Origin of the sequence: Kribbella sp. NPDC058245 (assembly GCF_042882005.1) — a bacterium.
Taxonomy (GTDB): Bacteria; Actinomycetota; Actinomycetes; order Propionibacteriales; family Kribbellaceae; genus Kribbella.
Window position 1 is genome coordinate 17,821 of the sequence record NZ_JBHVWY010000022.1, and the last position, 25,856, is coordinate 43,676.

Here is a 25,856-nt window from a genome sequence, read left to right on the forward strand (position 1 = left end):
GGCGGGCGAGACACAAGAGCGGTGCATTCCCGAGGGGGGAATTCATGGTGCAACACCTCAGTGCCGATTCCGGTACTGATTCCACGTGCACGACCGAGGTTGCAGTCCGGTCCGAGGCAGCGACCCTGGTGATCCAGGCCGCGTCCGGGGACCAGGGGTCCTGGAGCCGGCTGGTCGACCATTACGCACGGCTCGTCTGGGCCGTGACGCGCAGTTTCCGGCTCAGTGACAGCGATGCCGCAGATGTTTCTCAGATGGTGTGGCTGCGGTTGCTCGAGCACATTCACCGCGTCGACCCCGAGCGGGTCGGCGCCTGGCTGGTCGTCACCACCCGCCGCGAATGTCTGCGGGTGCTGGCGTTTCGCAAGCGTGTTCTGCTGACCTACGAATCGACGGCGTTCGAGGAGCAGCCGGGGGACCAGCCCGAGCTCGACGCCGGCATGCTCGCTCTCGAGCGGGCGGCCGATGTCCGGGAAGCACTGGAGACGCTGCCGGATCGCTGGCAGCAGCTGCTCGGCATGTTGATGGCCGACCCGCCCGCGCCGTACGCGGAGATCTCGCAGAAGATCGGGATCCCGATCGGGAGTATCGGCCCGATCCGGGGCCGTTGCCTGGACAAACTCAGACTGCTGCTTGCCTCCTGAAGCAGTAAAGCGTCTGGCCCGCGACCGCCTTGATCAGAGCATGATCCAGGCGGTCCGGACCGGGCGCTGAGTGCTGTTCGGCCACTGCAGCAGGAAGCTCACCAGCCGGGTGTCGCCCGGGCCTTCGGTCCCGCGGGACTCGACCTGCACCGGTCCGGCCGGGGTCACCCGCAGCTCGATGCTCAGCTCGGCCTGCCCTTGTACGTCGACGTCCAGGCTGATGCCGTGCCCGGCGAACCGCAGGTGCCGGCAGTCATCTGCATGCTCAAAACAGCCGGGGGCATCGACCAGGCTGTCGAACACTACGTCCAGGACGTCGAGGTCACGCTCGTGCCGCCCGAACGCGGCATAGCCCACAGACCGCAGCAGTGCGATCTGTGCGCCGGCGCGCTCGGGGGGCGGGAGGGTCATGACGGGTCAGCGCTCCCCGGTGACCTTGATCACGGAGTCGTTGTCCTGGCCGTACGGCGCACCCTGCCAGGCCGCCCAGTTCACCGAGCTGCCCTGCTCGTGCACGATGAAGTTCCACGGGCCGCTGTAGGTGTTGGCGTAGAACTTGTTGCCCTGCTTGAAGGTGATCGCATCCTCGATCGTCCGGGCCTGGTACGGCGACCAGTCCGGGAACGTGCCCCAGTTCGAGAAGACGCCGTTGTACCCGCAGCCCGCGTTCGACGCGCACTTGATGCCGAGCTTGTCCGGGTTGAGGTTGAACGTGTTGCCGTGCACGCGGACGTTCTGGGTCTTCCAGCGGCAGTCGCTCAGGTAGGGCTGCTTGGTGATGTTCTGGGCGTTGCAGGTCGTGATCGTGGCGACCTTCGGGTTCACCAGGGTGCCGGAACCGGTGCTGGTGTTGGCGGGCGAGCCGGCGAACCGGTCGGCGTTCTCCCAGAGGATGACGCCGGACCAGTTGTCGGTGAAGACGTTGTCGGTCACCTCGAAGGTCTCGCCGAACTGCCCGGGTACGCGCTTGTCCGCGCCGGACTCGGAGATGTACAGCGCCGGCGCCGGGAAGCCCTCGTTCTCCGGCCCCTTGCCCAGCCCGTTGCGGATGAAGCTGTTCCGCCGGATCAGTGCGTTGTAGCTGGTCTCGTAGATCAGGCCCTCGGCGTAGTTGCCGGAGATGTAGTTGTCCTCGATCGTGAACGCCACGTTGTTCGTGTCGGCCCACAGCCCGGGGCCGTGGTTGTCGTGGATCCAGTTGCCGCGGACCGAGGCGCCGGTGACCGTCCAGAACTTGCCGCCGCCGGTACAGCCGCAGGCCGGCCGCAGGTTCTCCCAGTCGTCGGTGTTGTTCCCGGTGATCTCGTTGCGTTCGACGGTGATGCCCACGACCATCTGCGGGTTGTACGCGTTGAAGCCGTACTGGCCGTTGTCGCGCAGGCAGTTGCCGCGGACAACGTTCTTGCTGCCGATCATCAGGCCGGCGCCCGCGTTGCCCTTGATCGTGGTGCCCTCGACGGTCCACCCGGTGGCGGAGTTGTGGTTCACGACGCCTTCGTCGTTGTTGCTCTTCGGCGCGCCGAAGTTCTGGATGGTCAGATGGCTGATCGTCACGTTCGCGGCGTAGCCGGTGAAGGCGTACCGGTTCGTCCGGCCGCCGTCCAGGATCGCTCCGGGAGCACCGATGTAGCGGTTGCCTTCCTTCGGGATCACTTGCAGGAATTCACCGCCGGCCAGCCGGTGAACGCCCGCCGACAGGTAGAACGTCGTACCGGCCGCGTGCTGGGCGGTGAGGTCCTGCAGGTTCTGGCTGACGCTGACCGGTACGGCGCCCGCCGGCGCGGTGGCCGGGCCGTTGAGGGCCTGGGCGTTCCCGCAGATGGCGGCCGGCGGCTTGCCCGGCGCGGTCAGGGACTTGGCCGGTGTGGCCGCGGTCCCGTCGCTGCGGCCGATGGCGCCGTTGCCGACCAGCAGGACAGCCGCGGAGACCAGCCCGACCAGCGCGACAGCACTCCCGGCGACGACAAGGCGTCGCGAGCTGTACCACTTGGGTGTGCGCTGTTCCATGATCTTCCTTCGGGGGCCTGGCGGGCTGCTGAGGGACTAGCGGCTCGGCACCGGGTTCGCGACGGCGAACCGGTACACATCGAGCAGTTGCTGGAGATTGGACTGCGGATCGTGCGTGGTCTCGTACGTCGTCCGGGCGTTGCGGCCGAGGTCGACGTACTTGTCGGGACAGGCGTCCACGTCGAGCAGGAGCTTGGCCAGCTCGTCCGGACGACCCGGATCGAACAACGCTCCGTCGACACCGTCGGTTACGAGTTCACGGAAGGAACCGTGTGCGGACGCCAGCAGCGGGACGCCGACGGCCATCGCCTCGACCACCACCAGACCGAAGGTCTCCTCCCATTCCGAGGGCAGCACGACCGCGCGCGACTCGCCGATCAGGCTGAAGATGTCGGGCTTGCCGAGCATCCCGCGCAGTTGCACCGAAGGCCGGTCCGCGGCCCACGCGGTCACCTCGTCGAGCATCGGACCGCCACCCGCGATCGCCAGCTGCAACGCGTCGTCACCCGCGATCGCGCGGTACGCGTCCCAGCCCTTCATCAGCAGCGGCGCACCCTTGGCCGCGTCGAGCCGGCCGACGTACGTGACCTGACGACGCGGGTCCTTCGCGGCCGGATCGATCACAGGTCCGTCGTACGGGACGTAGTTGTAGCGGACGAAGCTGCGGTCGGCGTCGAAGTCCATCCCGGCCAGCAGCGTGCGCTGCGACTCGGAGATGAACAGGTACGCCGAGACGAGGTTCTGCCAGGTACGCCGATGCGATCGCGTGTTGAGCACGGTCGTTGCCGTGGCCAACTTCGAACCGCGATAGCAGCTGTTGCGGACCGCGGGCAGCGGATTGCCGCCGGCGCAGTCGTGGCAGACCGAGCCTTCGCGATAGAAGTCACCACTTGCACAGAGCAACTTGTAGTTGTGCAAGGTGATCACCACGGGCACACCGGCATCGCGGCACGCGTACAGCACCGACGGGCTGAGCACCGGGAACGTGTTGTGCACATGCACCACGTCCGGCTGGAACTCGCGCAGCTCCACGCTCAGGTCGCGCTTAGTGGTCGGGTTCCAAATCACCCGCGCGGGCAGTGTGGCCTTCTTCCAGGCCGGCCATTCCTCGATCTCATCGCTCTGCCGCTCGAAGAGCCGGACGTCGTGGCCGAGCGTCGCGAGGGCCTCGCGCTCCTGGTCGACGACTCTGTTCTCGCCGCTGGGCGCGGTCGACCGGTACCTGTTGTGGACCAGCAGGATCTTCATCAGATGCCTTCCCGGGACGGTCTCGGGTACACCAGCGATGCGGCCAGCGTCAGCTCCAGCAGGTACGGCGATGCCTCGCTCAGCCCGGTCTCGGTGAACGACGCCACGACGCAGTACGCGACGATGAACAAGGCGAGGGCGCGGCGCGGACCCTGCGGGGTGAACCAGGCGCCGACGAAGACGAACAGCAGCATGGCGATGTTGAACGCGGCGCCGAGCAGACCGACGTCGTAGTAGGTGCCGAGCCAGTTGCTGTCGATCGGCAAGCCGGTGAACGACTTGTTGGACAGGCCGAAACCGAACAGCGTCTCGAACGTCGTACGCGGTTGGGCGAGGATCGCGTCCCACACGAGCTTGCGCCCGGTCAGCGCGGCGACCTGCTCGGTGTCCTGGCCACGCGCCAGCCAGGTGGTCACCGCGGAGCCCGCTGTCAGCGCTCCGACGGAGAAGACCCCGATGGCGATTGCGAAGGTGCGACGGGCGCGGGCGCGGGCCGTGAACAGGCTGAGCCCGGCGATGATGCCGCCGACCAGCAAGGCGATCAGGGCGGTGCGGGTGTGGGTGAGCAGCAGCACTGGAATCGCGACCATCACGCTGACCAGAGCGATCTCGCGGCGCAGCAGCCCGGCCATCCACAAGACGGTGGTCAATCCGGTGGCCATGGCGGCGTAGTGACCGACCTGTGTCGCCGGGATCGGCCACAGAATGCCGGTCAGGCGGTCGTCGACCATCGCGCCGCCGGGCGCCACGAGGAAGCCGAGGACGACCGTCCCGATCACCGCCCACAGCACCATCAGGTGTGTGCGGATCAGCAGCAGATCACGTCGCGTCCACCACGGTGACAGCATCCAGAGGACCAGCACGAAGATCAGCAGCCGGCTCGACCGGTACAGCGCGCCGACCAGGAACTCCGCCCGCAGGCTGGAGATGACCGCCTCGGTGACCAGCAGGCTGGCCAGGAAGGCATAGACGCTCGGCCGGACCCGCAGCGGCCGGTTGACGGTCAGGACCAGCAAGAGGGCCAGCGGCAACGAACCCTGCGCGATCAGCCGGCCGAGTGCGCTCGGGATCGGCAGCAGCAACCGTGAGTCGGGGAAGAACGTGAGCACGTTCATCACCAGCAACGCCCAGACAAGCTGGACGCGGCGGCGCCGGCGGCGCTCGGGCGGGACTACGCGGAAACCGGGTCGTATCGGGCGCCGTGCCGCGAGTGCGGCAAGTGGGGTCATCGCGAGAACATCCCGACGTCGGCCGTGACGTCGGCGGTCTCCGCCTCGGTCACTCCGACACCTTCGTCGGTCTTGTCCGCGTGCAGGACGATGGCCGTGTCGATCTCGAGGCCGGCCAGGCGCAGCATGTCGCCGGTTGCCTTGAGCGTGGTCGCCGACGACCGGCCGGCCGTCGCGACGACCGCGGCCCGGGACGCCCAGGAGCCGAGGTGCTCGGCGCCGAGGGCCGGTGACAGAGTCGCCAGGGTGAGGACCAGATCCGCGTCCTCCCAGGCAGCGTCCAGCTGGACGTCACCGGAGCCGGACGGACGGTTCGTGTCGCCGATCCGCAGGTAGCAGCCCTCGGGCAGCAACGCGTCCTTCGCGGGGAGATGCACCGAGATCATCCGGCCTTCGCCGTTGAGGGCCGAGTCGTGCGTGCCGGGTTCGGTGACGCCGAGCTTCGTGGCGAGCGCCCGCTGCCCGGTCAGGTCGGCGACCAGCACGTTCTTGCCCTGATCGGCCAGCGCGACCGCGAGCGAAGCCACAGCCAGCGCGCAGGTCCGGACGTCGTCCACGCTGATCACGGCCATCGACGGTGACGGTCGCTCGGCCCAGACGATCCGGGTGCTGAGGTGCTGGGTCAGCAACTGGATCCCGCGATGCTTGGATTGCGTGGGCCGCAGCAGCCGGCTGAACGGGAGCAGCCGGTGCGGCGGCCTGCCCGTGCTGAGCCGGACCCGGGCGCCGAGCGCGCTCGCGATGTCCTGGCGCTTCCACAGCCGGTCCGAGATCAGCGCCCGGACCACGACGAATCCGAGCCCGAGGAAGAGACCGGCGATCAGGCCGGTACCGGCCTTGAGGACCAGCATCTTCTTGGCCGACGTGAGCACCGGCGCGGGTGCGTCGAGCAGGCGGCTGCTGTTCATCTTCGACGCGATCGTGGTCGAGTCGAGCAGTTGCTGCTGGACGAACTTCACCTTGTCCTGCGCGGCGTTCAGCCGGGTCATCTCCGGGCTGCCCGGACGCTTGGGCTCGACCGGGTCGTCGCCGGCGGCCACCACGCCCTGCCGGGCCAGCGTGGCCTCGTTCTGAGCGGCCGTGAGGTCGCGACGCAGCGGAACATCCTGCAGCGCGATCTGCTCGCGCCGGAACTTCAGGAAGGTCGAGGCGATCGTCGAGGCCAGCGCCGTGGCCTCGACGTCGGACTTCGCGCCGGCCTTGATCTCCAGGATCCGGCTGGTGACCGGTACGACGGTGTACCGCTTCAGCAGGACGTCGGGGGTGTCGGTCAGCTTCAGCGAGTCGATCACCCGGCTCGCCACGGTCCTGGTGGTGGCCAGGCTGACCTCGGTGGCCATCGCCTTCGCCGGGTCCTCACCCTCGCGGGTGGTGACCAGGATCCGGGCGGTCGCGGAGTGCGCCGAGGGCAGGCCGAACTGCGCCGCCACGCCGCCCACCAGGCCGAGAACTGCGAGCAGCAGCCACACCCAGCGGTGCCGGACGAGCGCGTCCCGCAGGAAGCGGAAGGTGACAAGGCTGTCGGGTGGGTACGCCGCCGAGTGCTCGCCGTCGAACAGGCCGTCCTGGTCGTCCCACGTGCTGGCGGGGCTGGTCCGCTCCTGGAACTGCTGGTTCGTCATCGAGTCCGCCTTGCCGTTCCGGTGAGCAGCGTCGGGAACCGGGATCCGGACCGCCGCTGAGACTGTGCAACCCGTCCGATGGTCCGGTCGAGAGGATCGGGATCGGTGACCACGATGCCGTCGATGGTGCGGTCGTCCGCGGTGGTCGCGACGGCCAGCCGGGCCAGTTCCTCGGCCGTCACGGTGCCCGCGGAGAGCGCGATGATCGTGCGGGTGGTTCGTTGGTCGCCGGCCAGCTGCGGATCCTCGCGGTCGACCAGGTTCAGATGGATGTCCAGGGTGGCCGAGCCGTGGATGTCGGAGCGGATCTGGTCGATCACCAGCGAGCTGGCGACACCGAACGTCGACGCGAAGGCCGCGAGTTGCGGGCCGAGCGAGCGCGCCTTGGTGTCGTCGGCGAACGAGATGACGGTCAGCGAGGTCGCCTGGCCGCCCTTCTGGTCCAGCTCGAGGTGATGCAGCGTCTTCCGCAGACTCCACGCGTCGACCGCCGTCGGGTGGTAGTTCTCCAGCAGTTCGGCCCAGTCCGAGGGATCGCGGGCCGGGTACGACGAGACTGACGCGAGCACCGGCAGTCCGACGGCGTCCGCGATCTCGTCGCGCAACCGCAGGCGGCGGTCGCCGCGCGCCCGGGCCAGCACGAAGATCGCTCCGCCGATAGCTCCGAGCAGCGCGCCCAGGCCGCCGTACGTGCCGCTGTGCAGGAGCATGCTCCCGCCGTGTGCCTCGGTGGCGGCCTCGAGCATCCGTGCGCCCGTGCGCTTGCCGAGGTCACCGGGCAGCTGCTTGTCGGTGGTGACGAAGACCAGATAGACCTGTGCGACCGCATTGGCCAGCTGGACCGACTGCTTCGCCGAGGTGCCCTTGGCATCGATCCGGATCACGTCGTCGGTGACCGCGCTGGCCTTCACCCGGTCGCGCACCACCTCGGTGGTCAGGGTCGGCTGCAGGTTCTGGCCGGCGCTGTGCAGGACCGGACCGCTCTCGGCGATGTAGACCTGGGTATCGATGCTCTGTGAGCCGGTCGTCGTTCCGGCCACCACGGGCGGCGGCGGAAGCACGACCAACGCACCGGCCGTGTACATCGGCGGCCGCACGAAGGCGTAGACGACGCCGAGCAGCAGGCCGATGGTGGCGCCGATGATCACAAGTAGCCGGTGCCGCCGAATTGCCTGCCAAGACTTCTTCACGTCGAGCTGCTGCGCGCTCATGCCGTTACGGCCCCCCTCAAGCGAACGACGTACAGGTGTTCGCAGTAATAGAGGCGCTAGGGCGTGACCTGATACACCGGTCGGCGGAAACGGAAGGTGCTGACTGCCGGCGTGTCCGGCCCGATCCGCCCGGCGCCGATCAGTGTGGTGACCGGGACCTTACGGCCGAATCGCGGGGAGTACCACCCCAGTAGCGGATCGTCACTTCCGCGGTGCGCGGTCCACGTCAATCCCGTCGGCAGTTCGGCGATCGCCGTACCGTCAGGCCAGGTCAGGCGGGCGGTCGATGCGTCGAGATCGGCGGTGACGTCCGGGCCGAGATGCCAAGCGATCCGTACGTCGGCCGCCGTGTCGAGGTGGTCCTCGACCTTTAGCGTTCCGGCATCCAGTACGGCGTTCCGCCGGTGCGTGACCGGGGTGTCGCCGACTCGGTAGCCGTCGTGTTCGGCATCCCAGGTACCCGTGGAGGCGTCGTACTGGCGGACCTGTCCGGTGGCGCCACGCAGCCAGAGGAATGCGCCGCCCCAGATGGACTGCTCGGCGCCGTTCACCTCGACGGTGTTGTGGCCGACCGTGGAGCGGAAGTAGTTCCGCCACTCCTCTTCACCGTGGTAGCAGTATGTGCCCGGGTCGGCGAGGACGTCGACGCCACCGACGCGGACCTCGAGCGAGAGCGCGTCGCAGTGAGCGTGCGCGGCGATCGAGAGGAAGCCGTGCGGACCGGCATCGCCGCGGACCCAGATCTCCGGGCCTTCGTCGTGGCTGCGCAGGATCGTCAGGCCGGCGTCGTTGAAGTGGCCGGGGCGTTCGGCTGGGCGATCGCCTTGGCTGCCTTGGAGCAATGCGCTGACCAAGGTTGATGTGGCGGTGCCTGGGACCTCGGGCCACCAGTCCGCTGGGCCGACCGCGGCTGCACTGAGTGCTAGGTACGCGGACCAGCTGTGGATGTTGGGCGGGTCGAGTACCAGGACCATGCCCTCGTCGTCGTCACCTTGCCGGGGTGGTCTGAGGGTGCTGTCCACGATCGCTGCCGAGACGTCGGCGGTTCGGGTCAGCAGGGCCCACGTGGAGGGCGTGAGTGGGTGTCCGGCTAGGTCTGCCTCCAGAGCGGCGTACAGGCCGAGCTCGGAGACGAAGCGGTGGTAGTCCGTCGCTAGCTCGCGGTTCACGCCGGAGGGGAAGGTGTTGGCGTCGAGTTCGCGCTCGAGCAGCGCGGCAGCGTCGGTGCGCCACTTGGTGCTCTCGCGGAACCACGGGAACGCGCTGGCGCCGACGAGTTGTCCGGCTGCCTCGGCGATCACGTGATTGTTGGCTGACGAGCCGCGGCTCTGGAAGGCGGCGAGGTAGCGCTGGTGCCAGTAGAGCTGGTTCAGCGCGAGTTCGTTGTGCTCGAACAGGTCGGTGATGTCCGGCCAGTCGTTGAGCAGCCGGCGGATCCACGTCCAGCTGATCAGCCGGATGCCAACCTCGATCCCGCTGGCCCAGTGCACGCCGGACAGGAACGGGTTCGTCCGCCACCAGTCGGTGAGCTGCTCCGCGACGCGGTCGGCGTACTTGTCGTCGTGCGTCAGATACCAAGCAGCGGCGAGCTGGGTCAGGTGGTGGTGGCGGGACAGCTCCCACACCTGCTTGATGTTGCCGACCAGGTCCTCGTTGCGGTGGTTCAGCTTGAACGTGTACTGCGCCGGGTCGGATCGGCGACCGGTGATCGGGTCGCGGAACCAGTCCGGTGCGGCCAGATCGGTTCGGTCGGTGCCGAGGACCTCGAGGTTGCCGGCCAGGATCGCGTCGGCGGTCTCGATGACTGCCTGGCGGGCTGCCTCCGGTACGGCGCAGGCCGCGTGCGGCGGGAGCGTCGTACCGAAGGTGAGGTCTTTGCGCAGGCTCGACGGCGCTTCAGGGTTCTGCCCGGGCTTCACTTGCTGATAAGCCCAGGCAGTACGTCGTGCGTGGTCGGTGCTGCGCCAGATCAGTTCGGTGGGGGACATCCGGCGGAGCCGCCGGAAGTACCAACCCAGTGGCTGACGGCTCATACCTTTTCCGGCGAACCGGAGGCGAGGCTGCGGTCGACGGCGATGGTGGCGCGGGTGGTGGCGATGATCGAGTCGAAGGAGATCGGCATCTTGGTGCCGTTCTTGACGGCGCTGACGAAGGCCTCGAGCTCGGCGCGCTGCCCCTTGTCGGTGCCGCGAGCCTTCTTGGTGGAAGGCTTGCGGCCGGTCCAGACCGAGGCGCTCGCGAAGTTGTCGAGGCGACCGTTGCGGCCGCCGCCGGTGATGTCGATCGTCTCCTTCGGGAACCGCGTGTTGCCGCCGGCAACATAGTTGATGCTGCCGACCGAACCGTTGGCGAACTTGATCGTGACGATCACGTCGCCGGCGTCCGGTCCCGGTACGGCGTACACATCGGTCGGAAGGCTGTCGAGCCACCAGCTCAGGGTGTCGATGAAGTGCCCACCCTCACCCGCGAACCGGCTGCCCTCCTTGCCCTGGTCCAAGTACCAGCTCGACGGATCGAGCTTGCCCGCGTTCACGAGGTACCGGAGCGACTGGGCTCCCTGCTGCCCGAACCGGGTTCTGAGGTCGGTGAGGAGCGGTGCGAAGCGACGGTTGAACCCAACCATCAACCGGTCGTTGCCGGTGGCCTCCACCGTGGCGACGATCCGGTCGACGTCCTCGTACGTGAGTGCCAACGGCTTCTCGACGAAGACCGCCTTACCGGTCTCGAGCGCGCGGCAGGTGAGATCGGCGTGCGAGCTGTGCCGGGTCACCACGAAGATCGCGTCGAGGGTCTCGTCGGTCAGCACCTCGTTGGCGTCGGTCGAGATCTGCTCGAAGCCGAACTTCTTCTGCGCGTTGGCTGCGGACAGGCTCTTGTTGGTCGCTACTCGGGCCAGCGTCGCCTCGGCATTGGTCTGCAGGTGCGGCAGCAGCATGCTGGAGGCGTAGTTGCCCGCACCGATGAACCCAAGCCGAGCCGCACCACTCGTGCTTGATGCCTGCGATGCGACGTGCGGCGCGACCTGCTTCAACTCTTCAGTGGGTACGTCGGGGTATTCGAAGAGGAAGCCGACGCCGGGCAGTGAACCGCTGCTGAGCTTGGCGTAGGCGTCGGTGGCGTCGGCGATGGGGAAGGTGCCGGCGATCAGGGAGGCGATGTCGATCTGTTCGCGGGCGATCAGGTCGACGAAGCACTCGAGGTTGCGGCGTTCGGTCCAGCGGACGTAGCCCGCGGGGTAGTCGATGCCTTGGAGCTCGTAGCGGTCGTCGTACCGGCCGGGGCCGTAGGAGCGGGAGAAGCGGACGTCGAGTTCTTTGTCGTAGTAGGCGTTCCACGGGAGGTCGAGGCGGGTCTTGCCGATGTCGACGACGCGGGCGCGGTCGCGGGCCAGGCGGGCGGCGGTTTCGACGGGGCCGTTGGAGTGGCCGCCGGCGGCGAGCAGGATGTGGTCGGCGCCGAGGCCGTTGGATGCCTCGAGCAACGAACGCTCCAGCGACGCGACGCCGGCTTCGTCGGGGGAGGAGCAGGCGAGGGCGCCGGCCTTCTCCGCCATCCGGCAGCGGTCGTCGACGGTGTCGATGCCGAAGACGCGGACGCCGGCCGCAACGAGCAGCCGCACGCAGAGCTGACCGACCAGACCGAGGCCGATCACCACGGTGGTCTCGCCGAGCTGGACCTCCGCCTGCCGCACACCCTGCATCGCGATCGCACCGACGGTCGAGAACGCGGCCTGCTCCGGCTGAACCCCATCGGGCACCGGCACGCACAGATTCACCGGCACCCAGTTGTACTCGGCGTGCAGCGCGAACTCGTTGCCTGCGGCAGCGACCAGCTGGCCGACGCTGAACTCCTCAGCCCCGGCGCCAACCTCGACGACGACACCGCACAGCGAGTAGCCGAGCGGCGTGTAGGAGTCGAGCTTGTTCATGACCTTCTGGTAGGTGCTCCGCAGACCCTGCTGGGCGACGGTGTCGAGAACCTTCTTCACCTGGTCCGGCCGGGCCTTCGCCTTGCCGACCAGGGAGAGCTTGGCCTCGCCGACCTTCATCAGCTCGGTACCGGTCGAGATCAGCGAGTACAGCGACCGCACCAGCACCCCACCGGGCTGGCAGCCGGGCGGCGGTACGTCGAGCACCGCCAGCTCACCGGACTTGTAGTTCTGCGCGACCTGCTTCATATTCTCTAAGTCCTTATGAGGTGATCGAGACACCCAGCGACCGCATGTTGCGGGTCCAGGTCTCCAGGGTCAGCAACTGCCAGATCTGCTTCGAGTAGTCCTCGCGCCCGGCCCGCTCGTCGTCCACGAGACGTTGTACGGCGGCCTGCTGCAGGAATCCGCTCCCGACGAGCTCACCGCGGAGCAGCGTGTCGTCGACCAGTTCGCGCAGGTCGTTCCGGATCCACGCCCGCAGGGGAGCGCTGAACGACGCCTTCGGCCGGTAGATGATCTCCTTCGGCAACCAGGCCTCCGCCGCCTTCTTCAGCGCCAGCTTGCTGACCCGGCGATGGATCTTCTGACTACCCGGGATCGAGAACGCCGCCCGCGCGACGATCGGGTCCACGAACGGCGTCCGCACCTCGGTCGACGCGGCCATGCTGGCCCGGTCGGTGTAGGCGAGGTTCAGCCCCGGCAGGAACATCCGCGAGTCGGCCAGGCACATCCGGTTCACGTGATCGTCGAGGGTGGTGTCGTGGTAGATGTCGCTGTGCTCACCGAGCAGCTTGCCGACGTACGGCTCCAGATCAGGACTCAACAATCCCGCCAGCTGGTCCCCGTCGTACATGGTGTAGCTGCGCCGGAACGCCTCTTCCTCGGGCAGGTTCGCGAACGTCTCGAACCGCTTCGCCCACCGCGCGTACCGCAGGCCGCGACCGCGCACGGTCACCGGCAACCGCCGTACCGTCGGGCCGATCAGGCCGTTCCGCACCACGCCGGGAAGGGATTGGTACTGCGCTCCCATCACGCACGCGAGGTGTTTGCGGTAGCCACCGAACAGCTCGTCGGCGCCCATGCCGGAGAGCAGCACCTTGACGCCGGCATCCCGCGCGGTGTCGCACATCAGCAGCGTGTTGATCGCCGCCGGGTCACCGATCGGCTCGTCGAGGATGTCCACGATCCGCGGTAGCAGGTCGACCACGTCCGGAGCGATCTCGATCTCGTGCAGGTCGATGCCGAACTGCTTCGCCACCTTGCGCGCGTAGATCGCGTCGTCCGGCATCGCTTCGAGCTTCTGGTCCTCGGACCGGAAGGTGATCGTGTACGAGTCGACCGCCGAGTCCATCTGCTTGGCCAGCACGGTCACCAGGCTGGAGTCCAGCCCACCGCTCAGGAACGTCGACACCGGTACGTCGGCCACCATGTGCGCGGCGACCGACTCCTCGATCACCTGACGCAGGTCAGCCGGCGGACCCGCGGCGGCCTCGGTCGCGACATCGGTCACCCGCCAGTACGTGTCGTGCCGGCTACTGCCATCTGGCCGGAACTCGGCCCACGACCCCGGCGGCAGCTTCTCCACGCCATCGATCGAGCAACGCTGTTCCGGCAGCCAGTAATAGAGCATCGACGAGATCAACGCGCCCGGCTCGGTCCGCAGCTCAGACCCGAGAGCCGTGACCAGCGCCTTCAGCTCGGACGCGAAGACGACACCACCCTGGCGACGCAGGAAGAACAGCGGCTTGATGCCGAGCGGATCGCGGGCCAGGAACAGGCTGCCGCTCTCCTCGTCGAGCATCGCGAACGCGAACATGCCGCGGAAACGCTGCAGCGCATCCGGACCCCAACGACGCCAGGCCTCCAGCACCACTTCGGTGTCGGAGTTGGTCCGGAACGAGACGCCCGACTTCGCCAGCTCGGACCGCAGTTCCTTGTAGTTGTAGAGCTCGCCGTTGTAGCAAAGCGTCAGGCCACGCTTGCTGAACGGCTGATCCGCGCTGGACGTCAGGTCGATGATGGAGAGCCGTCGATGCGCCAGTACGGCGAAGACGTCGTCCTCCTGGAACCGGTACGTCGCCGTCGCGTCCGGACCGCGATGAGCGATCCGATCGCTCATCGCCTCGGCGAGCGCCGTACCGTCGTGCTGCTGGTAGCAGCCGGCGATCCCGCACACGTCAGGACCCCGTGGCCCGGACGACGCTGATCGGCGTCACATGACCGGTCAGCTGCCCGAACACTCCGAGGTACGCCTTCTGCTGGTGCTTCCAGGCGAGCACCTGCTCGACCCGCTCGCGGCCGAACCGGCCCATCCGGCGCCGCGCGACCTCGTCGTCGAGCAGGTCGACGATCGCCTGCCCGTACTTCGTGACGTCGTTCGGCTCGACGTAGACGGCGGCCTCGGCGGCCGACACCTTGGTCTCGATCAGGTCGAAGGCGACGACCGGCAGCTCGAACGCCATGTACTCCATCGTCTTGTTCATCGTGGAGACGTCGTTCAACGGGTTCTTCGGGTCCGGCGACAGACCGAGGTCGGCGGTCGACATCACCGCGCGCACGGTCTCGTCCGGCACCCGGCCGGTGAACTCGATGTGCTGCTGCAGCCCGAGCTCGTCGCGCAGGGCGACCACCTCGTCGAACGAGTCGCCGCCGCCCATCAAGGTGAACTTGATGTCGGTGCGACCGAGCTGGTTGACGATGTGGTCGGCCGCCCGGACGACGATGTCGACGCCGTCCTGCGGGCCCATCACACCGATGTAGGTGACCAGGTAGCGGTGACCGTCACGGAGCGAGTCATCCGCCTGGACGCGCTGCAGCTTCTCCGGGTCCGGCCCGGTGCGGACCACTGTCACGTCGTGGTTGGCCTTGCCGCTGCGGGTGATCGCGATCCGCCGGTACGAGTCGTTGGTCGACGTCACGTGGTCGGCGGTCCGGTGCGTCATCTTCTCCAGCCAGCGCAGACCCTTGTACGGGAGCGACGTCGTACCGCCGAAGCGGGACTGGAACAGCTCGGGGCACAGGTCGTGGTGGTCGAAGACGAACTTCGTCCGGTCCAGCCGGCGCAACAGGATCGCGATCGGCCAGAAGATGTCCGGCGGGTTGCACGCCTGCATGACCTTGAACCTGCCGGCCTTACGCGCGCGCAGAACGAGCAGCAGCGTCATCAGGAACGAGTACGCGTACTCGACGATGAACCCGAGCTTGCTGCCACCGGGTGCGTACGCCTTGTACTGGTGGACGGCGACACCGTCGATCACCTGGTACGACGGATCGCCCGGTCCCTTGGGGCAGACGACCGTCACGTCGTACCCGGCGCCCTTGAGCGCCTTGCACTCCTCCCAGACCCGGCGGTCGAACGGGACCCACAGGTTCTGGATGATGATCAGAACGCGGGTAGCGCTCACCAGCCGACTCCTTCGTATCCGTGCAACGCCTCGACGGCGTCGCCGAGGCGGCCGCTGAGGTCGATGGTCCTGGCGGGTGGTGCGGCCAGCAGGGCCTCGATCGCCGCGGGGTCCGTGGCACTGACCAGCGCGACATCAGCGCCACGCAGCGCCTGGGCCGGGTCGTCGGTGAGCACGCGCTGCAGGTGCGGCAGCTTGGACTCGACATGCCGCAGGTTCGCGCCGACCAGGCGGCTCGGGTTCACGATCGCGTCGTAGATGCGCAGGTTGTAGCCCTTGCCGATCAGCCGCTCGGCGAGCTCGACGTTCGGGCTCTCGCGCAGGTCGTCGGTCGAGACCTTGAAGCTCAGGCCGAGCAGTGCGACCTCGCGGCCGGGACCGGCGATGACGCGGTCGACCACGTCGGAGACCGACCGCTCGTTGGTGGCCAGCGTGCCGGCCAGCAGCGGCAACTCGGTGTCGTTCATCCGGGCCAGGTGCAGCACGGACCGCAGGTCCTTCGGCAGGCACGAGCCGCCGAAGGCGAACCCGGGCTTCAGGTAGTACGGCGAGATGTTCAGGCTGGTGTCCTGGACGAACAACCGCATCACCTCACGGGAGTCGACCCCGTAGTTGCGGAAGATCCGCCCCATCTCGTTCGCGAACGAGACCTTGGTCGCGTGGAACGCGTTGCAGGCGTACTTGAGCGCCTCCGCGGTCCGCACGTCGACCACCTGAACCTCTTGCCCGAGACTGCTGTTGGTCAGGAAGGCGAAGAGCTCGGCCAACTGCTTGCCGACGGCCGGGAACTGGGTCCCGACGACGACGAACGGCGGGTCGTAGAAGTCGGCCAGTCCGGACCCTTCCCGCAGGAACTCCGGACACATCGCCGTACCGAACGTCAGTCCGGCCGGCGGCGGCACGTCGGCCAGCACCTTCGCGACCACCTCGTCCACCGTCCCCGGCGGCACGGTCGACCGGATCACGATGCTGTGGAACCCGGACTCCGGCGGTACGACGACATGCGCGGCCTCCGCGATGTCGCGGACCGCACGCTTGATGTAGGTCAGATCCGTACTCCCCGCCGGAGTCGACGGCGTCCCCACACAGATCAGCGAGACATCGGCCCGATCCAGCGCGAGCCGAGGATCGGTCGTGGCATGCAGCCGCCCCCCGGTCACCCCTTCCGCAACCAACTCGTCCAGCCCGGGCTCGACCACGGGACTGTGGCCCTCGGTGATCGGCCCGACCTTGGCGGTGTCCACATCGACACCCCACACGTCATGCCCGGCCGCGGCCAGACAAGCCGCAGTCACCGACCCCACATACCCAAGACCGAATACGGCAACCTTCATAACGCCCCCCACAGGCTCAGAACACGGCAGCGCCCAAAAGAGCACCCACCCCCACCCCCTGATACATCCCGCCCACAAATTGGCCGAAAGTATCCTCAGTCACATGGAGTCCCTCTACCCCCTCCCCAACGGCGACCGCCTGCACGTAGCCGACGCCGCGACCGTCGTCGCCGCCCTCCCCGGAATCCTCCAGACCTTCCGCGACGGCGCCACCGAACCGGTCTTCTTCGGTGACGGCCGCCCCGACGGCGTAGTGATCTCCTTCGGCCAATGGACGCAATACGAGGCCTACCGCACCGATGCCGAGGAAGAGGAACGCCGGTTGGAGATCGTCCGCCGGCACCTCGCCGAGACCGGCGAGCGGCTGTCCCCAGAGGAGGCGGCTCGCCTGAGCGATGCCATGCCCCGCCCCACCAGCGAGCGCCTCCAGACCGTCCCCACCACCACCGCCGCCGAGACCATCACCCGCCCGGCTCTGCTCACGGGCCCCCTCTTCTTCGGCGACCACTCCACCCCCGAAGCCGTCCTCCTCCCCTTCGACCAATGGATCGACTTCGACGTGCAGATGGACGAGTTCGAGTTCGAGGAGCGCACCCTGCAGCTCGCCCGGGAGCGCATCGCGAATTCACGGATCGAGGACTCCGTCTCGTTCGAGGACATGATGGCGGAATTCGGCCTCGACCCCGACACCGGCGAACCGGTGGATCCGGACAGCGGCAAAGCGTGAGCTACCACCTGATCGTCGGCGCCGAGCTCAAGCAGGACATGGCTCGGATGCACGCAGCGTGGAAACAGGGCAGCAACAGCCCGGCCGGCCGGGAGTTCCAGGCTGCCATGGACGCGATGCGCGCCTTGCGGGAAGGGCGCGAGAGCGAGTACGAGGGCAAGCAGCTCGGCTCCGGGCCTTCCTCCTACGACCTTCGTGATGCCGCGCAGCTCAAGGTGCCGGTCTTCCGGGAGTACACCGACCGCGGCAGGCCGCTCGGGCCGTCCCATCGGCTCATCTACCGCGAGTTCGAGCCGCTCCCGAAGGTCGAGGACGGCAGAGTCGTGCCAGATCCGAACGCTCAGGCCTACCGCCACGCTGTCGCGTTCGTCCATCGCGGCGACGACCCGGCCGCCGTCGCCGGAAGGCGACTGGGCCGCGAACGAGGAAGGCTGCAACCCGAGCTACATGGCCTGGCCGGTGGTGGCCGCCCGTCGGTTGGCCCGGATCGGCGGGAGGGCATCCAGACGACGCCGCACCGCATCCCCGTGCCGCCGGATCTCATCCGGCAGGCGGCGATCCTGCGCGACAGCCCGCCGCCCACGGCCCGCCCGCCCGCAGGCCCACCGACGGCAAGTGGCCCACGCCCCACCAACCCCGGCCAAGCCCGCGAACGAGACCGCTGACAGATGGGTCAGGCGCAAAGCCAGTTAGTTAGTGGGTCAGGGTTGGTGTCAACCGGCCTGCCGCCGAGCTGACGTCCGAAGCCCTGCACACCTGGTACAGCACACCTGGTACGGCGTGTCTTCGGACGTAACCGGTTCCTGGGGAGGATCCGGGTCGGCATTCAACCAGTGTGGGGAGGATATGGGACCGATTCGGGGGCAAAATCCTCCCCACATCTCGTTTCGGGCCGGGCTAACTCTCCCCAAACCGGTTTGGGGAGCCACCGCGCGCCAGCCACCGCGACAGCAGCACTCCGCAAACCGGACCCAACCGGGCCGCTTGATACCGCCGCCGACCCGCTAACTAACCGGCTTTGGGGTCAGGCGGCGTCGATGGTGTGGGCGACGAACGAGACCTCGGTCTTGTCGTCGTCGAGCGCGATGTTGAGGGTCGCGTCGAGGGCTTGTGCGAGGCGAGCGAGCAGGGGCAGCGTCGGGACGGTGTCGGACCCCTCGATCCTGGAAATCTTCGCCTGCGTCAGCCCGGAGCGCGTGGCGAGTTCGGTCTGCGTCAGGCCGAGCTCTGTACGCCGCTCGTAGACCGCCTGCGCCAGTGCCATCGAGAGCCGGATCTCACGCCGGGCGTCGGCGACATCCGCGGGCTCGGTGAATCCCTCAGCAAGCTTGCGTTCACGCAACGTCTTCCAGCGACTGTGACTCACGATTCCACCTCGCCAGAACGGTATATGTCGTTGGCGACATGGGCAATCTGCGTCAGGGGAGGGGGAGGGGTTTCCTTTGGTAGTCGTCGAGGACTAGGGAGGTGCTGGCGGGGCCTAGGCGGCCTACGGTGTCGACTACGCGTTGGAGGGTCGCGGTGTCGGGGGTGTGGACGTCGATGAGGAAGCAGTCCTCGCCGGTGAGGCGGTAGGCGGCGGTCAGTTCGGGGAGGTCGCGGAAGAGCGCGAGAGCTTCGGGGATTCTGGCGTGGGTCGTGCGGAGCCGGATCACCGCGTGGATGTGCAGGCCGACCTGGGTGGGGTCGACGAGGGCTGTGTAGCCCTTGATCACGCCCTGGCGCTCGAGGCGCTGAATCCTGGCTGAGACGGCCGGCTGGGAGAGGTTCACCTGGCGGCCGATGTCGGCGCCGCTGAGCCGACCGTCCTGCTGGAGGATCGTCAGGATCTTCCGGTCGATGTCGTCCAATGGATCAGTCCTGTCCGGCGCCGGATGCTTCGGAATCATCGGGACGCCGGTGTCGCGATGCGGGAGTCGGTCACGATGTCAGCTCGACCGATCGACGAGGGGAACTCACCCATGCATTACATCATCGTCCCGGGCTGGAACGGCTCGGATTCCGCCCACTGGCAGTCGGTCTGGGAGGCGGACTGGTTGCCTGGCGCAACCCGGATCGCACCGGCGTCGTGGACGCATCCGGAACGCGACGACTGGGTCGACGCCATTGGGCGGGCCGTCCGGGCGAGCGATGGTGACGAGGTGGTGCTCGTCGCGCACAGCCTCGGCTGCTACGCCGTCGCACACTGGCTCGCTTCGGCTGCCGGCGATGATCGTGCCTCGGTTCGTGGCGCCTTCCTGGTCGCGCCACCCGACCAGGACGCCGAGACGTATCCCGCTGAGCTCCTGTCCACCTTCCTGGATTCGGAGCCAGTGGCCGTGAGCGTTCCCGCCGTACTGGTCGCGAGCGACGACGACCCCTACTGCACGCTTGATGCCGCTGCGCGCAAAGCCGATGACTGGCAGCTACCTCTCGTCAGCACCGGCCCGCTCGGGCACATCAACTCCGACAGCAACCTGGCGGACTGGCCCCTCGGCCGGCGCCTCCTGACCACCTTCACCGCCGGCATAGGACGCCCCTGACCCGCCAGCTCAGTTCTTGCGCAGGAGGTAGTAGGCGTAGCGGTGGTCGAGATTGTTCTCGGGGACCAGGTGGACGGCTTCGGGAGTGAGGCCGAGGTCGGTCATCTGGGTCCAGAAGACGTCGATCGGGTACGACGTCATGCTGGCGGCTACTGCCTCGCGGTAGCGGTGCCGGCGGGAGGCCGTACGCCAGTCGGTGGTCTGGTACTTGATCTGGACGAAGGCCAGGCCGCCGTCCTTCAGGACGTCACGGGCGATCCGCATCAGGCGTAGCCCGTAGTCAGGGCTGGGTACCAGTTCGAGGACGTAGAGGCAGAGGAACAGGTCGGCCTCGCCGACCTGGGCCACCGCGTCCTCGGGGTCCACGAGGTCGGCCTCGACGGCGGTGAAGGTGGCTCCGCCGACGGCGTCGACCTGCCGGGCGCACTCGATCAGGCTTTCCTTGTTCACGTCGACGCCGATGAACTCCCGGCAGTGCGGTGCGAAGGCCACCGCGTTGGAACCGCCACCGCATCCCCACTCGACGACGCGGTCCAGTGGCGCGCCCGGGACGGACGTCCGGGCGAGCCGGGAGAACAGCTCCCAGTGATCCGTGCCGACCGAGGACCAGTCGACCTGCTCGAACACCTGCGCGTCGCGGAAGTGTGAGTTGCCCCGCCAGCCGGGCTCGTGCACGGCTCCGGTCCAGTACGACCGCGCATCGTGCGCGAGCCGTTCTTCTGAGTGGCCGAGTCCGAACCGGACCGCGGCGCTGTCGACGGCCTGGCGAACCAGGACCTTGGCATCTCCGAACATCGTCATGATGCCTCTCTTGCGCGGCCCCGCCCGGGTCGCGACGTACAAGAGAGGGGCGGCAGTGGCCGGGTGATACACGGCGCGCCCGAAACCCGATCCCGATCGGCTGTATCAGGAGGGCTTGAGGCTGATCTGTAGAGGCGACAGGGGAGTGTCGGGGCGAGGGAGCGTACGGATGAGAGTGCTGGTCACTGGCGATCGGGGTTACATCGGGGCCGTGATGGTGCCGTTCCTCCGGGGTGCGGGTCATGTGGTGGACGGGCTGGACACCGGGCTGTACGAGGGGTGCGACCTGCTGGGCGGGCCGGAGCCGATCGGGGACCGGAAGCCGCGGGACATGCGCGATGTCACGGCGAAGGAGCTCGAGGGGTACGACGCGGTGGTGTGTCTGGCCGCTTTGTCGAACGACCCGCTGGGCAACCTCGACAAGGAGGCGACGTACTCGGTCAACCTGCGCGGCACGCTGAACGTGGCCCAGGCGGCCAAGGACGCCGGCGTCGAGCGGTTCCTGTTCGCGTCGAGCTGCAGCCTGTACGGCGCGGCCGGGTCCGAGGCGGTCGGTGAGGACGCCGAGATGTTCCCGGTGACGGCGTACGGGGAGACCAAGGCGCTGGCCGAGCAAGAGCTGTCGAAGCTGGCCGACGACAACTTCAGCCCGACGTACCTGCGAAATGCCACCGCGTACGGCGCCTCGACCCGCCTGCGGCTGGACATCGTGGTGAACAACCTGACCGCGATCGCACTGACCACCGGCCAGGTCCGGTTGGAGAGCGACGGCACCCCGTGGCGGCCGCTCGTCCACATCGAGGACATCAGCCGGGCTTTCGGCGAGGTACTGGAGTCGCCGCGGGACGTGATCCACGACGAGGCGTTCAACGTGGGCCGGTCCGAGGACGTCGTCCAGGTGCGCGACATCGCCGAGATGGTTCGTGCGGTCGTGCCGGGCTCGACGCTGTCGATCGCCGACGGCGCCGGCCCGGACCTGCGCAACTACAAGGTCGACTTCAGCAAGCTGAACGACACCTTCCCGAGCCTCAAGCTCGAGTGGACCGTCCGCAAGGGCGTCGAGGAGATGTACGACGCCTACCAGCGGCACGGTCTGACCTACGACGACTTCACGTCGGCCCAGTTCGTCCGGCTGCGCCGGATCCAGCAGCTGCTCGACAAGAACCTCGTCGACAGCCAGCTCGTCCGCCAGACCGATGAGCAGTTCCCCGGCCCGAAGGCCGACTTCTTCCTCAAGGAAGGCAACTGACATGGCCGACGCCATTGCCTGCCGCCTCTGCGGCGAAGATCTGAACCGCACCTTCGTCGACCTCGGCATGTCGCCGCCGTGCGAGAGCTTCCTGCGCGCCGACCAGATCGACGCCGGGGAGACCTTCTACCCGCTGAACGTGCGGATCTGCGACAACTGCCTGCTCGTCCAGCTCCCGGCGTACGTGGCCGCTGACGACGTCTTCTCCGACTACCTGTACTTCTCGTCGTACTCGACCAGCTGGGTGGAGCACGCCCGCCGGTTCGTCGTCGACATGCAGGAGCGGCTGAACCTCGGCGCGGACAGCCTGATCGTCGAGGCCGCCAGCAACGACGGCTACCTGCTGCAGCACGCGGTTGCCCTCGGCATCCCGGTGCTCGGGATCGAGCCGGCCGGCAACATCGCCGAGATCGCGAACGAGAAGGGCATCCGGACCGAGAGCTACTTCCTCGGCGAGGCGACCGGCACCGACGCGGCCGCCCGGCACGGCAAGGCCGACCTGGTTGCCGGGAACAACGTGTTCGCGCACGTCCCGGACATCATCGACTTCGCCAAGGGCCTGCGTGCGCTGGTGAAGGACGACGGCCTGGTGTCGCTGGAGTTCCCGCACCTGCTGCGCCTGATCGAGCGTCGCCAGTACGACACGATCTACCACGAGCACTATTCCTACCTGAGCCTCAAGACCGCTTCGCTCGCGCTGGAGAAGGCCGGCCTCAAGGTCGTCGACGTCCAGGAGCTGGCCAGCCACGGCGGCTCGCTGCGGGTGTTCTCCCAGCCGATCGACGGTGCGCCAAAGGACGGGCCAGGCGAGCCGACCGAGCTCGTCGGCAAGGTCCTGAAGGACGAGGCCGACGCCGGCCTGCACACGGTCGAGGGTCACGCCGGCTTCGCGAACGAGGTCTTCACCATCAAGGCCGAGCTGGTCGAGTTCCTGATCCAGGCCCAGCGCGAGGGCAAGACGGTCGCCGGGTACGGCGCTCCTGGTAAGGGCAACACGCTGCTGAACCATTGCGGCATCCGCGAGGACCTGCTGCCGTACACGGTGGACCGCAGCCCGCACAAGCACGGGCTGTTCCTGCCGGGGACGCACATCCCGATCCACGCTCCGGAGCACCTGGCCGAGACGCGTCCGGACTACATCCTGATCCTGCCGTGGAACCTGCGCGACGAGATCGTCCACCAGCTCGGCTATGCACGGGAGTGGGGCGCGAAGTTCGTCGTCCCCATCCCGCGTCTCGAAGTCATTTAAGAAAAGCAGTGGGGGGAAGGAAACAGAGATGAAGGTCGTGATCTTCTGCGGGGGCTTCGGGCTGCGGATGCGCAGTGGCGTCGACTCCGCACCGAAACCGATGATGACGATCGGCGACCGGCCGGTCCTGTGGCACGTGATGCGGTACTACGCGCACTTCGGCCACACCGAGTTCATCCTCTGCCTGGGCTTCGGCGGCTCGGCGGTCAAGGAGTACTTCCTGCGCTACGAGGAGACGGTCTCCAACGACTTCGTGATGACGAAGGGCGGGCAGCGGATCGAGCTGCTCGACTCCGACATCAGCGAGTGGAAGATCACCTTCGTCGACACGGGCATCGACACGAGCATCGGGGAGCGGCTGCGCCGGGTCCGGCCGTACCTGGAGGACGACGACGTCTTCCTGGCCAACTACGGTGACGTGCTGACCGACGCGCCGATGGACAAGATCGTCGACCACGTCATCAACAGCGACGTGACGGCGAGTCTGCTCGCGGTCCCGCCGCAGGCGTCCTTCCACGTGGTCGAGTTCGGGACCGACTCGCGCGTCACCGGGCTGCGCTCGGCGGCCGATCTGAACGTCTGGATCAACGGCGGCTACTTCGTGATCAAGAAGGAGATCTTCGACGTCCTGAACGAGGGCGAGGATCTGGTCGGCGACGCGTTCCCGCGGCTGTCCGCGGTCGGCAAGCTCGAGGCGATCCCGCACCACGGGTTCTGGGCGCCGATGGACACCCTCAAGGAGCGCAGTCAGCTCGAGGAGCTGTACCGCTCGGGCAAGAAGCCGTGGGCGCTGTGGGCGCACGAGAACCGTGAGCAGCACAAGCAGAACCGCGTCCTCGGTGACGACCCGGTCGTGGTGGCGCTCTGATGCTTCCGTTCCAGCTCGGCCTGATCGACGGGCCGGTTCACATCGTCGCGCTCGGCGCGCACCCGGACGACATCGAGATCGGCTGCGGCGGCACGCTGCTCAAGCTGGCCGAGTCGGTACCGGAGCTGACCGCCGAGTTCGTGATCGCGACCGGTACGCCGCAACGCCTCGAGGAAGCCCGCCGGGGGGCGGAACTGTTCCTGCCCGAGTGCGAGGTGACCGTCACGTCGGCCGAGCTGCCGGACGGCCGGCTGCCCGCGCACTGGAACGAGACCAAGGAGTTGCTCGAGGCAACGGCTCGGGGAGCGGTCCGGACGCCGGACCTGGTCTTTGCCCCCAGCAAGCACGACGCGCACCAGGACCACCGGCTGATCGCCGAGCTGGCTCCGACGGTCTGGCGCAACCACCTGGTGCTGCACTACGAGATCCCGAAGTGGGACGGCGACCTCGGCCGCCCGTCCCTGTACGTCGACCTGTCCGAGGAGCAGATGCGCGAGAAGGTCGCTCGCCTGCACAAGGCTTATCCCTCGCAGGTCCCGCACGACTGGTTCGACGAAGAGACATTCACCGGACTCGCCCGGCTGCGCGGGATGGAATGCCGGGCCCGGTACGCCGAGGCCTTCACGACCGGCAAGGCGATGCTGACATGGTGACTGGGGACAATGCGTCTGTTCATCAAGGGGACATGAGCTTCAGATGTCGCGGCTGCACGGGAGAGAACGTCGTACAGGTGGTTGATGTTGGTGACCAGCCGACCGCCGACCTCTTCCCGACGGTCGACACGCCTGGTCCGGATCCGCGTCACCCGTTGTCGTTGTGGCTGTGCCGCGACTGCACGCTGGTGCAGCTCGGCCCGGTCGAGGCGCAGATCGCCGAGGAGCCGCTCGCGGTCGAGTCGGCGACGAGCCTCGCGCACGCCGAGTCGTCGGTGAAGGAGATCCTCCGCGACTATCCGAACCTCGCCGGTGCGGTGGTGTTCGAGTTCGGCAGCCCGCACGGCGGCTCCTGGCTCGACCACCTGTACGCCGCTGGGTCGCGCCTGGCCGGCGCCGGCGAAAAGGCTGACCTGGTCGTCGACGTCCACGGCATCGTGCACGACGAGCAGTTCGGCGAGTCCTTCAAGCAGCGGGCCGAGCGGCTCGCACCCGGCGGCCTGCTGGTGATGGAGTTCCACCACCTGCTCCCGCTGTTCGTCGGCAACCAGTTCGACACGATCCGGCACGGGCACTGGTCGTACCAGTCGCTGCGCGCGGTCGGGAACATCGCCAAGCTGAACGGCTTGACGGTCGAATCCGTCAAGCAGGTGGACATGTACGGCGGCAGCCTGATGGTGATGCTGCGGCACACCGCGGACGCCAAGCCGGATGCCTCCGTCGACGTTGTCCTGGCCGACGAAGAAGCAGCCGGTATCGCGGACGAGATTCAGCTGGCCAGCCTGCAGGAGGCCGCGTGGCACGCGGCCGGTGCGCTGCACGAGGAGCTGACCCGGCACAAGGCCGCCGGTCGCAAGGTCCTCGGGTACGGCGCTCCGTCGAAGGCGCCGGTCCTGCTCGACCTGAGCAAGGTCGGCACGGATCTGCTGGAGTTCACCGTCGACAAGGCGCCGGGCAAGCACGGCCGCCGCATCCCCGGTGGCTGCATGGTCCCGATCCGCCCGGTCGAGGACCTGAAGGCCGCCCGGCCGGACGTCGTACTGGTGCTCACCTGGGACATCGCCGAAGAGGTGATCGCCCAGCTCGAGGCCGACGGCGGTTGGGGTGCGACGTACCTGGTTCCGCTTCCCGAGCCCCACGAGCTGAGGAGGTGAGCT

General features: G+C 67.9%; 23 protein-coding genes. 9 read left to right on the forward strand and 14 right to left on the reverse strand.

What is annotated here, in order from left to right:
- The first annotated feature begins 44 nt into the window (after positions 1-44).
- Entirely contained in the window at positions 45-644 is a 600-nt protein-coding gene (locus ACFVWG_RS37280; RefSeq protein WP_391548211.1) for an RNA polymerase sigma factor, read from the forward strand.
- 33 nt (positions 645-677) lie between these two features.
- On the opposite strand, the gene ACFVWG_RS37285 is transcribed toward ACFVWG_RS37280, so the two are convergent.
- From ACFVWG_RS37285 to ACFVWG_RS37335, 11 genes are read right to left on the reverse strand one after another with little or no spacing between them, the layout of a single operon-like run.
- Positions 678-1,055 (reverse strand): hypothetical protein, encoded by a 378-nt coding sequence (locus ACFVWG_RS37285; RefSeq protein WP_391548212.1) that lies wholly within the window; start codon positions 1,053-1,055, stop codon positions 678-680.
- Positions 1,056-1,061: 6 nt separating this feature from the next.
- Positions 1,062-2,651 carry a right-handed parallel beta-helix repeat-containing protein gene (locus tag ACFVWG_RS37290; RefSeq protein WP_391548213.1) on the reverse strand — a complete coding sequence of 530 codons (1,590 nt, stop codon included), beginning with the start codon at positions 2,649-2,651 and terminating at the stop codon, positions 1,062-1,064.
- Between the two features lie 36 nt (positions 2,652-2,687).
- Positions 2,688-3,899 carry a glycosyltransferase gene (locus ACFVWG_RS37295; protein WP_391548214.1) on the reverse strand — a complete coding sequence of 404 codons (1,212 nt, stop codon included), beginning with the start codon at positions 3,897-3,899 and terminating at the stop codon, positions 2,688-2,690.
- Positions 3,899-5,128 carry a hypothetical protein gene (locus ACFVWG_RS37300; protein WP_391548215.1) on the reverse strand — a complete coding sequence of 410 codons (1,230 nt, stop codon included), beginning with the start codon at positions 5,126-5,128 and terminating at the stop codon, positions 3,899-3,901. Before ACFVWG_RS37300 ends, ACFVWG_RS37295 begins: the two co-directional genes overlap by 1 nt.
- A complete protein-coding gene (locus ACFVWG_RS37305; RefSeq protein WP_391548216.1) occupies positions 5,125-6,750 on the reverse strand; it encodes a Wzz/FepE/Etk N-terminal domain-containing protein in 1,626 nt (541 codons plus the stop codon). Before ACFVWG_RS37305 ends, ACFVWG_RS37300 begins: the two co-directional genes overlap by 4 nt.
- A complete protein-coding gene (locus ACFVWG_RS37310) occupies positions 6,747-7,961 on the reverse strand; it encodes a Wzz/FepE/Etk N-terminal domain-containing protein (protein WP_391548217.1) in 1,215 nt (404 codons plus the stop codon). The genes ACFVWG_RS37305 and ACFVWG_RS37310 overlap by 4 nt, the downstream gene beginning before the upstream one ends.
- A 56-nt stretch (positions 7,962-8,017) precedes the next feature.
- Entirely contained in the window at positions 8,018-9,994 is a 1,977-nt protein-coding gene (locus ACFVWG_RS37315) for an alginate lyase family protein (protein ID WP_391548218.1), read from the reverse strand.
- On the reverse strand, positions 9,991-12,138 hold the full coding sequence (locus tag ACFVWG_RS37320; RefSeq protein WP_391548219.1) for a bi-domain-containing oxidoreductase: 2,148 nt from the start codon (positions 12,136-12,138) through the stop codon (positions 9,991-9,993). Before ACFVWG_RS37320 ends, ACFVWG_RS37315 begins: the two co-directional genes overlap by 4 nt.
- 13 nt (positions 12,139-12,151) lie before the next feature.
- A complete protein-coding gene (asnB, locus tag ACFVWG_RS37325) occupies positions 12,152-14,068 on the reverse strand; it encodes an asparagine synthase (glutamine-hydrolyzing) (RefSeq protein ID WP_391548220.1) in 1,917 nt (638 codons plus the stop codon).
- Position 14,069: 1 nt separating this feature from the next.
- Positions 14,070-15,296: a glycosyltransferase family 4 protein gene (locus ACFVWG_RS37330; protein ID WP_391548221.1), complete on the reverse strand. Its 1,227-nt coding sequence runs from the start codon at positions 15,294-15,296 to the stop codon at positions 14,070-14,072.
- Positions 15,293-16,630 (reverse strand): UDP-glucose dehydrogenase family protein, encoded by a 1,338-nt coding sequence (locus ACFVWG_RS37335; RefSeq protein ID WP_391548222.1) that lies wholly within the window; start codon positions 16,628-16,630, stop codon positions 15,293-15,295. Before ACFVWG_RS37335 ends, ACFVWG_RS37330 begins: the two co-directional genes overlap by 4 nt.
- A gap of 103 nt (positions 16,631-16,733) precedes the next feature.
- On the opposite strand from ACFVWG_RS37335, the gene ACFVWG_RS37340 reads away from it, so the two are divergent.
- Positions 16,734-17,357 carry a hypothetical protein gene (locus tag ACFVWG_RS37340; RefSeq protein WP_391548223.1) on the forward strand — a complete coding sequence of 208 codons (624 nt, stop codon included), beginning with the start codon at positions 16,734-16,736 and terminating at the stop codon, positions 17,355-17,357.
- On the forward strand, positions 17,354-18,022 hold the full coding sequence (locus ACFVWG_RS37345) for a hypothetical protein (RefSeq protein ID WP_391548224.1): 669 nt from the start codon (positions 17,354-17,356) through the stop codon (positions 18,020-18,022). The genes ACFVWG_RS37340 and ACFVWG_RS37345 overlap by 4 nt, the downstream gene beginning before the upstream one ends.
- Before the next feature lie 359 nt (positions 18,023-18,381).
- Here the strand turns inward: ACFVWG_RS37345 and ACFVWG_RS37350 are convergent, their stop codons facing one another.
- A complete protein-coding gene (locus ACFVWG_RS37350) occupies positions 18,382-18,723 on the reverse strand; it encodes a helix-turn-helix domain-containing protein (RefSeq protein WP_391548225.1) in 342 nt (113 codons plus the stop codon).
- 52 nt (positions 18,724-18,775) lie between these two features.
- Positions 18,776-19,246: an Lrp/AsnC family transcriptional regulator gene (locus ACFVWG_RS37355; protein ID WP_391548226.1), complete on the reverse strand. Its 471-nt coding sequence runs from the start codon at positions 19,244-19,246 to the stop codon at positions 18,776-18,778.
- A 36-nt stretch (positions 19,247-19,282) separates the two neighbouring features.
- Between ACFVWG_RS37355 and ACFVWG_RS37360 the strand changes: the two genes are divergently transcribed.
- A complete protein-coding gene (locus tag ACFVWG_RS37360; protein ID WP_391548227.1) occupies positions 19,283-19,879 on the forward strand; it encodes an RBBP9/YdeN family alpha/beta hydrolase in 597 nt (198 codons plus the stop codon).
- A 9-nt stretch (positions 19,880-19,888) separates the two neighbouring features.
- Here the strand turns inward: ACFVWG_RS37360 and ACFVWG_RS37365 are convergent, their stop codons facing one another.
- Positions 19,889-20,680, reverse strand: a complete 792-nt coding sequence (locus ACFVWG_RS37365) for a class I SAM-dependent methyltransferase (RefSeq protein WP_391548228.1) — start codon at positions 20,678-20,680, stop codon at positions 19,889-19,891.
- Positions 20,681-20,849: 169 nt separating this feature from the next.
- On the opposite strand from ACFVWG_RS37365, the gene ACFVWG_RS37370 reads away from it, so the two are divergent.
- The 5 genes from ACFVWG_RS37370 to ACFVWG_RS37390 are packed head-to-tail and all read left to right on the forward strand — an operon-like array spanning position 20,850 to position 25,853.
- The gene (locus tag ACFVWG_RS37370) at positions 20,850-21,929 is read left to right on the forward strand and encodes an NAD-dependent epimerase/dehydratase family protein (RefSeq protein ID WP_391548229.1); all 1,080 of its coding nucleotides are present in this window, start codon (positions 20,850-20,852) and stop codon (positions 21,927-21,929) included.
- Between the two features lies 1 nt (position 21,930).
- Entirely contained in the window at positions 21,931-23,178 is a 1,248-nt protein-coding gene (locus ACFVWG_RS37375) for a methyltransferase domain-containing protein (protein ID WP_391548230.1), read from the forward strand.
- Between the two features lie 28 nt (positions 23,179-23,206).
- A complete protein-coding gene (locus tag ACFVWG_RS37380; RefSeq protein WP_391548231.1) occupies positions 23,207-24,046 on the forward strand; it encodes a sugar phosphate nucleotidyltransferase in 840 nt (279 codons plus the stop codon).
- On the forward strand, positions 24,046-24,699 hold the full coding sequence (locus tag ACFVWG_RS37385; protein WP_391548232.1) for a PIG-L deacetylase family protein: 654 nt from the start codon (positions 24,046-24,048) through the stop codon (positions 24,697-24,699). Before ACFVWG_RS37380 ends, ACFVWG_RS37385 begins: the two co-directional genes overlap by 1 nt.
- Positions 24,700-24,731: 32 nt before the next feature.
- Positions 24,732-25,853 carry a hypothetical protein gene (locus tag ACFVWG_RS37390; RefSeq protein ID WP_391548233.1) on the forward strand — a complete coding sequence of 374 codons (1,122 nt, stop codon included), beginning with the start codon at positions 24,732-24,734 and terminating at the stop codon, positions 25,851-25,853.
- Positions 25,854-25,856: the final 3 nt, after the last annotated feature.

Bases quoted from the DNA above. Each gene is read 5' to 3' on its own strand.
- ACFVWG_RS37280 (WP_391548211.1), top strand. From the start codon at position 45: ATGGTGCAACACCTCAGTGCCGATTCCGGTACTGATTCCACGTGCACG.
- ACFVWG_RS37285 (WP_391548212.1), bottom strand. From the start codon at position 1,055: ATGACCCTCCCGCCCCCCGAGCGCGCCGGCGCACAGATCGCACTGCTG.
- ACFVWG_RS37290 (WP_391548213.1), bottom strand. From the start codon at position 2,651: ATGGAACAGCGCACACCCAAGTGGTACAGCTCGCGACGCCTTGTCGTC.
- ACFVWG_RS37295 (WP_391548214.1), bottom strand. From the start codon at position 3,899: ATGAAGATCCTGCTGGTCCACAACAGGTACCGGTCGACCGCGCCCAGC.
- ACFVWG_RS37300 (WP_391548215.1), bottom strand. From the start codon at position 5,128: ATGACCCCACTTGCCGCACTCGCGGCACGGCGCCCGATACGACCCGGT.
- ACFVWG_RS37305 (WP_391548216.1), bottom strand. From the start codon at position 6,750: ATGACGAACCAGCAGTTCCAGGAGCGGACCAGCCCCGCCAGCACGTGG.
- ACFVWG_RS37310 (WP_391548217.1), bottom strand. From the start codon at position 7,961: ATGAGCGCGCAGCAGCTCGACGTGAAGAAGTCTTGGCAGGCAATTCGG.
- ACFVWG_RS37315 (WP_391548218.1), bottom strand. From the start codon at position 9,994: ATGAGCCGTCAGCCACTGGGTTGGTACTTCCGGCGGCTCCGCCGGATG.
- ACFVWG_RS37320 (WP_391548219.1), bottom strand. From the start codon at position 12,138: ATGAAGCAGGTCGCGCAGAACTACAAGTCCGGTGAGCTGGCGGTGCTC.
- ACFVWG_RS37335 (WP_391548222.1), bottom strand. From the start codon at position 16,630: ATGAAGGTTGCCGTATTCGGTCTTGGGTATGTGGGGTCGGTGACTGCG.
- ACFVWG_RS37340 (WP_391548223.1), top strand. From the start codon at position 16,734: ATGGAGTCCCTCTACCCCCTCCCCAACGGCGACCGCCTGCACGTAGCC.
- ACFVWG_RS37355 (WP_391548226.1), bottom strand. From the start codon at position 19,246: ATGATTCCGAAGCATCCGGCGCCGGACAGGACTGATCCATTGGACGAC.
- ACFVWG_RS37360 (WP_391548227.1), top strand. From the start codon at position 19,283: ATGTCAGCTCGACCGATCGACGAGGGGAACTCACCCATGCATTACATC.
- ACFVWG_RS37365 (WP_391548228.1), bottom strand. From the start codon at position 20,680: ATGACGATGTTCGGAGATGCCAAGGTCCTGGTTCGCCAGGCCGTCGAC.
- ACFVWG_RS37370 (WP_391548229.1), top strand. From the start codon at position 20,850: ATGAGAGTGCTGGTCACTGGCGATCGGGGTTACATCGGGGCCGTGATG.
- ACFVWG_RS37375 (WP_391548230.1), top strand. From the start codon at position 21,931: ATGGCCGACGCCATTGCCTGCCGCCTCTGCGGCGAAGATCTGAACCGC.
- ACFVWG_RS37380 (WP_391548231.1), top strand. From the start codon at position 23,207: ATGAAGGTCGTGATCTTCTGCGGGGGCTTCGGGCTGCGGATGCGCAGT.
- ACFVWG_RS37385 (WP_391548232.1), top strand. From the start codon at position 24,046: ATGCTTCCGTTCCAGCTCGGCCTGATCGACGGGCCGGTTCACATCGTC.
- ACFVWG_RS37390 (WP_391548233.1), top strand. From the start codon at position 24,732: ATGAGCTTCAGATGTCGCGGCTGCACGGGAGAGAACGTCGTACAGGTG.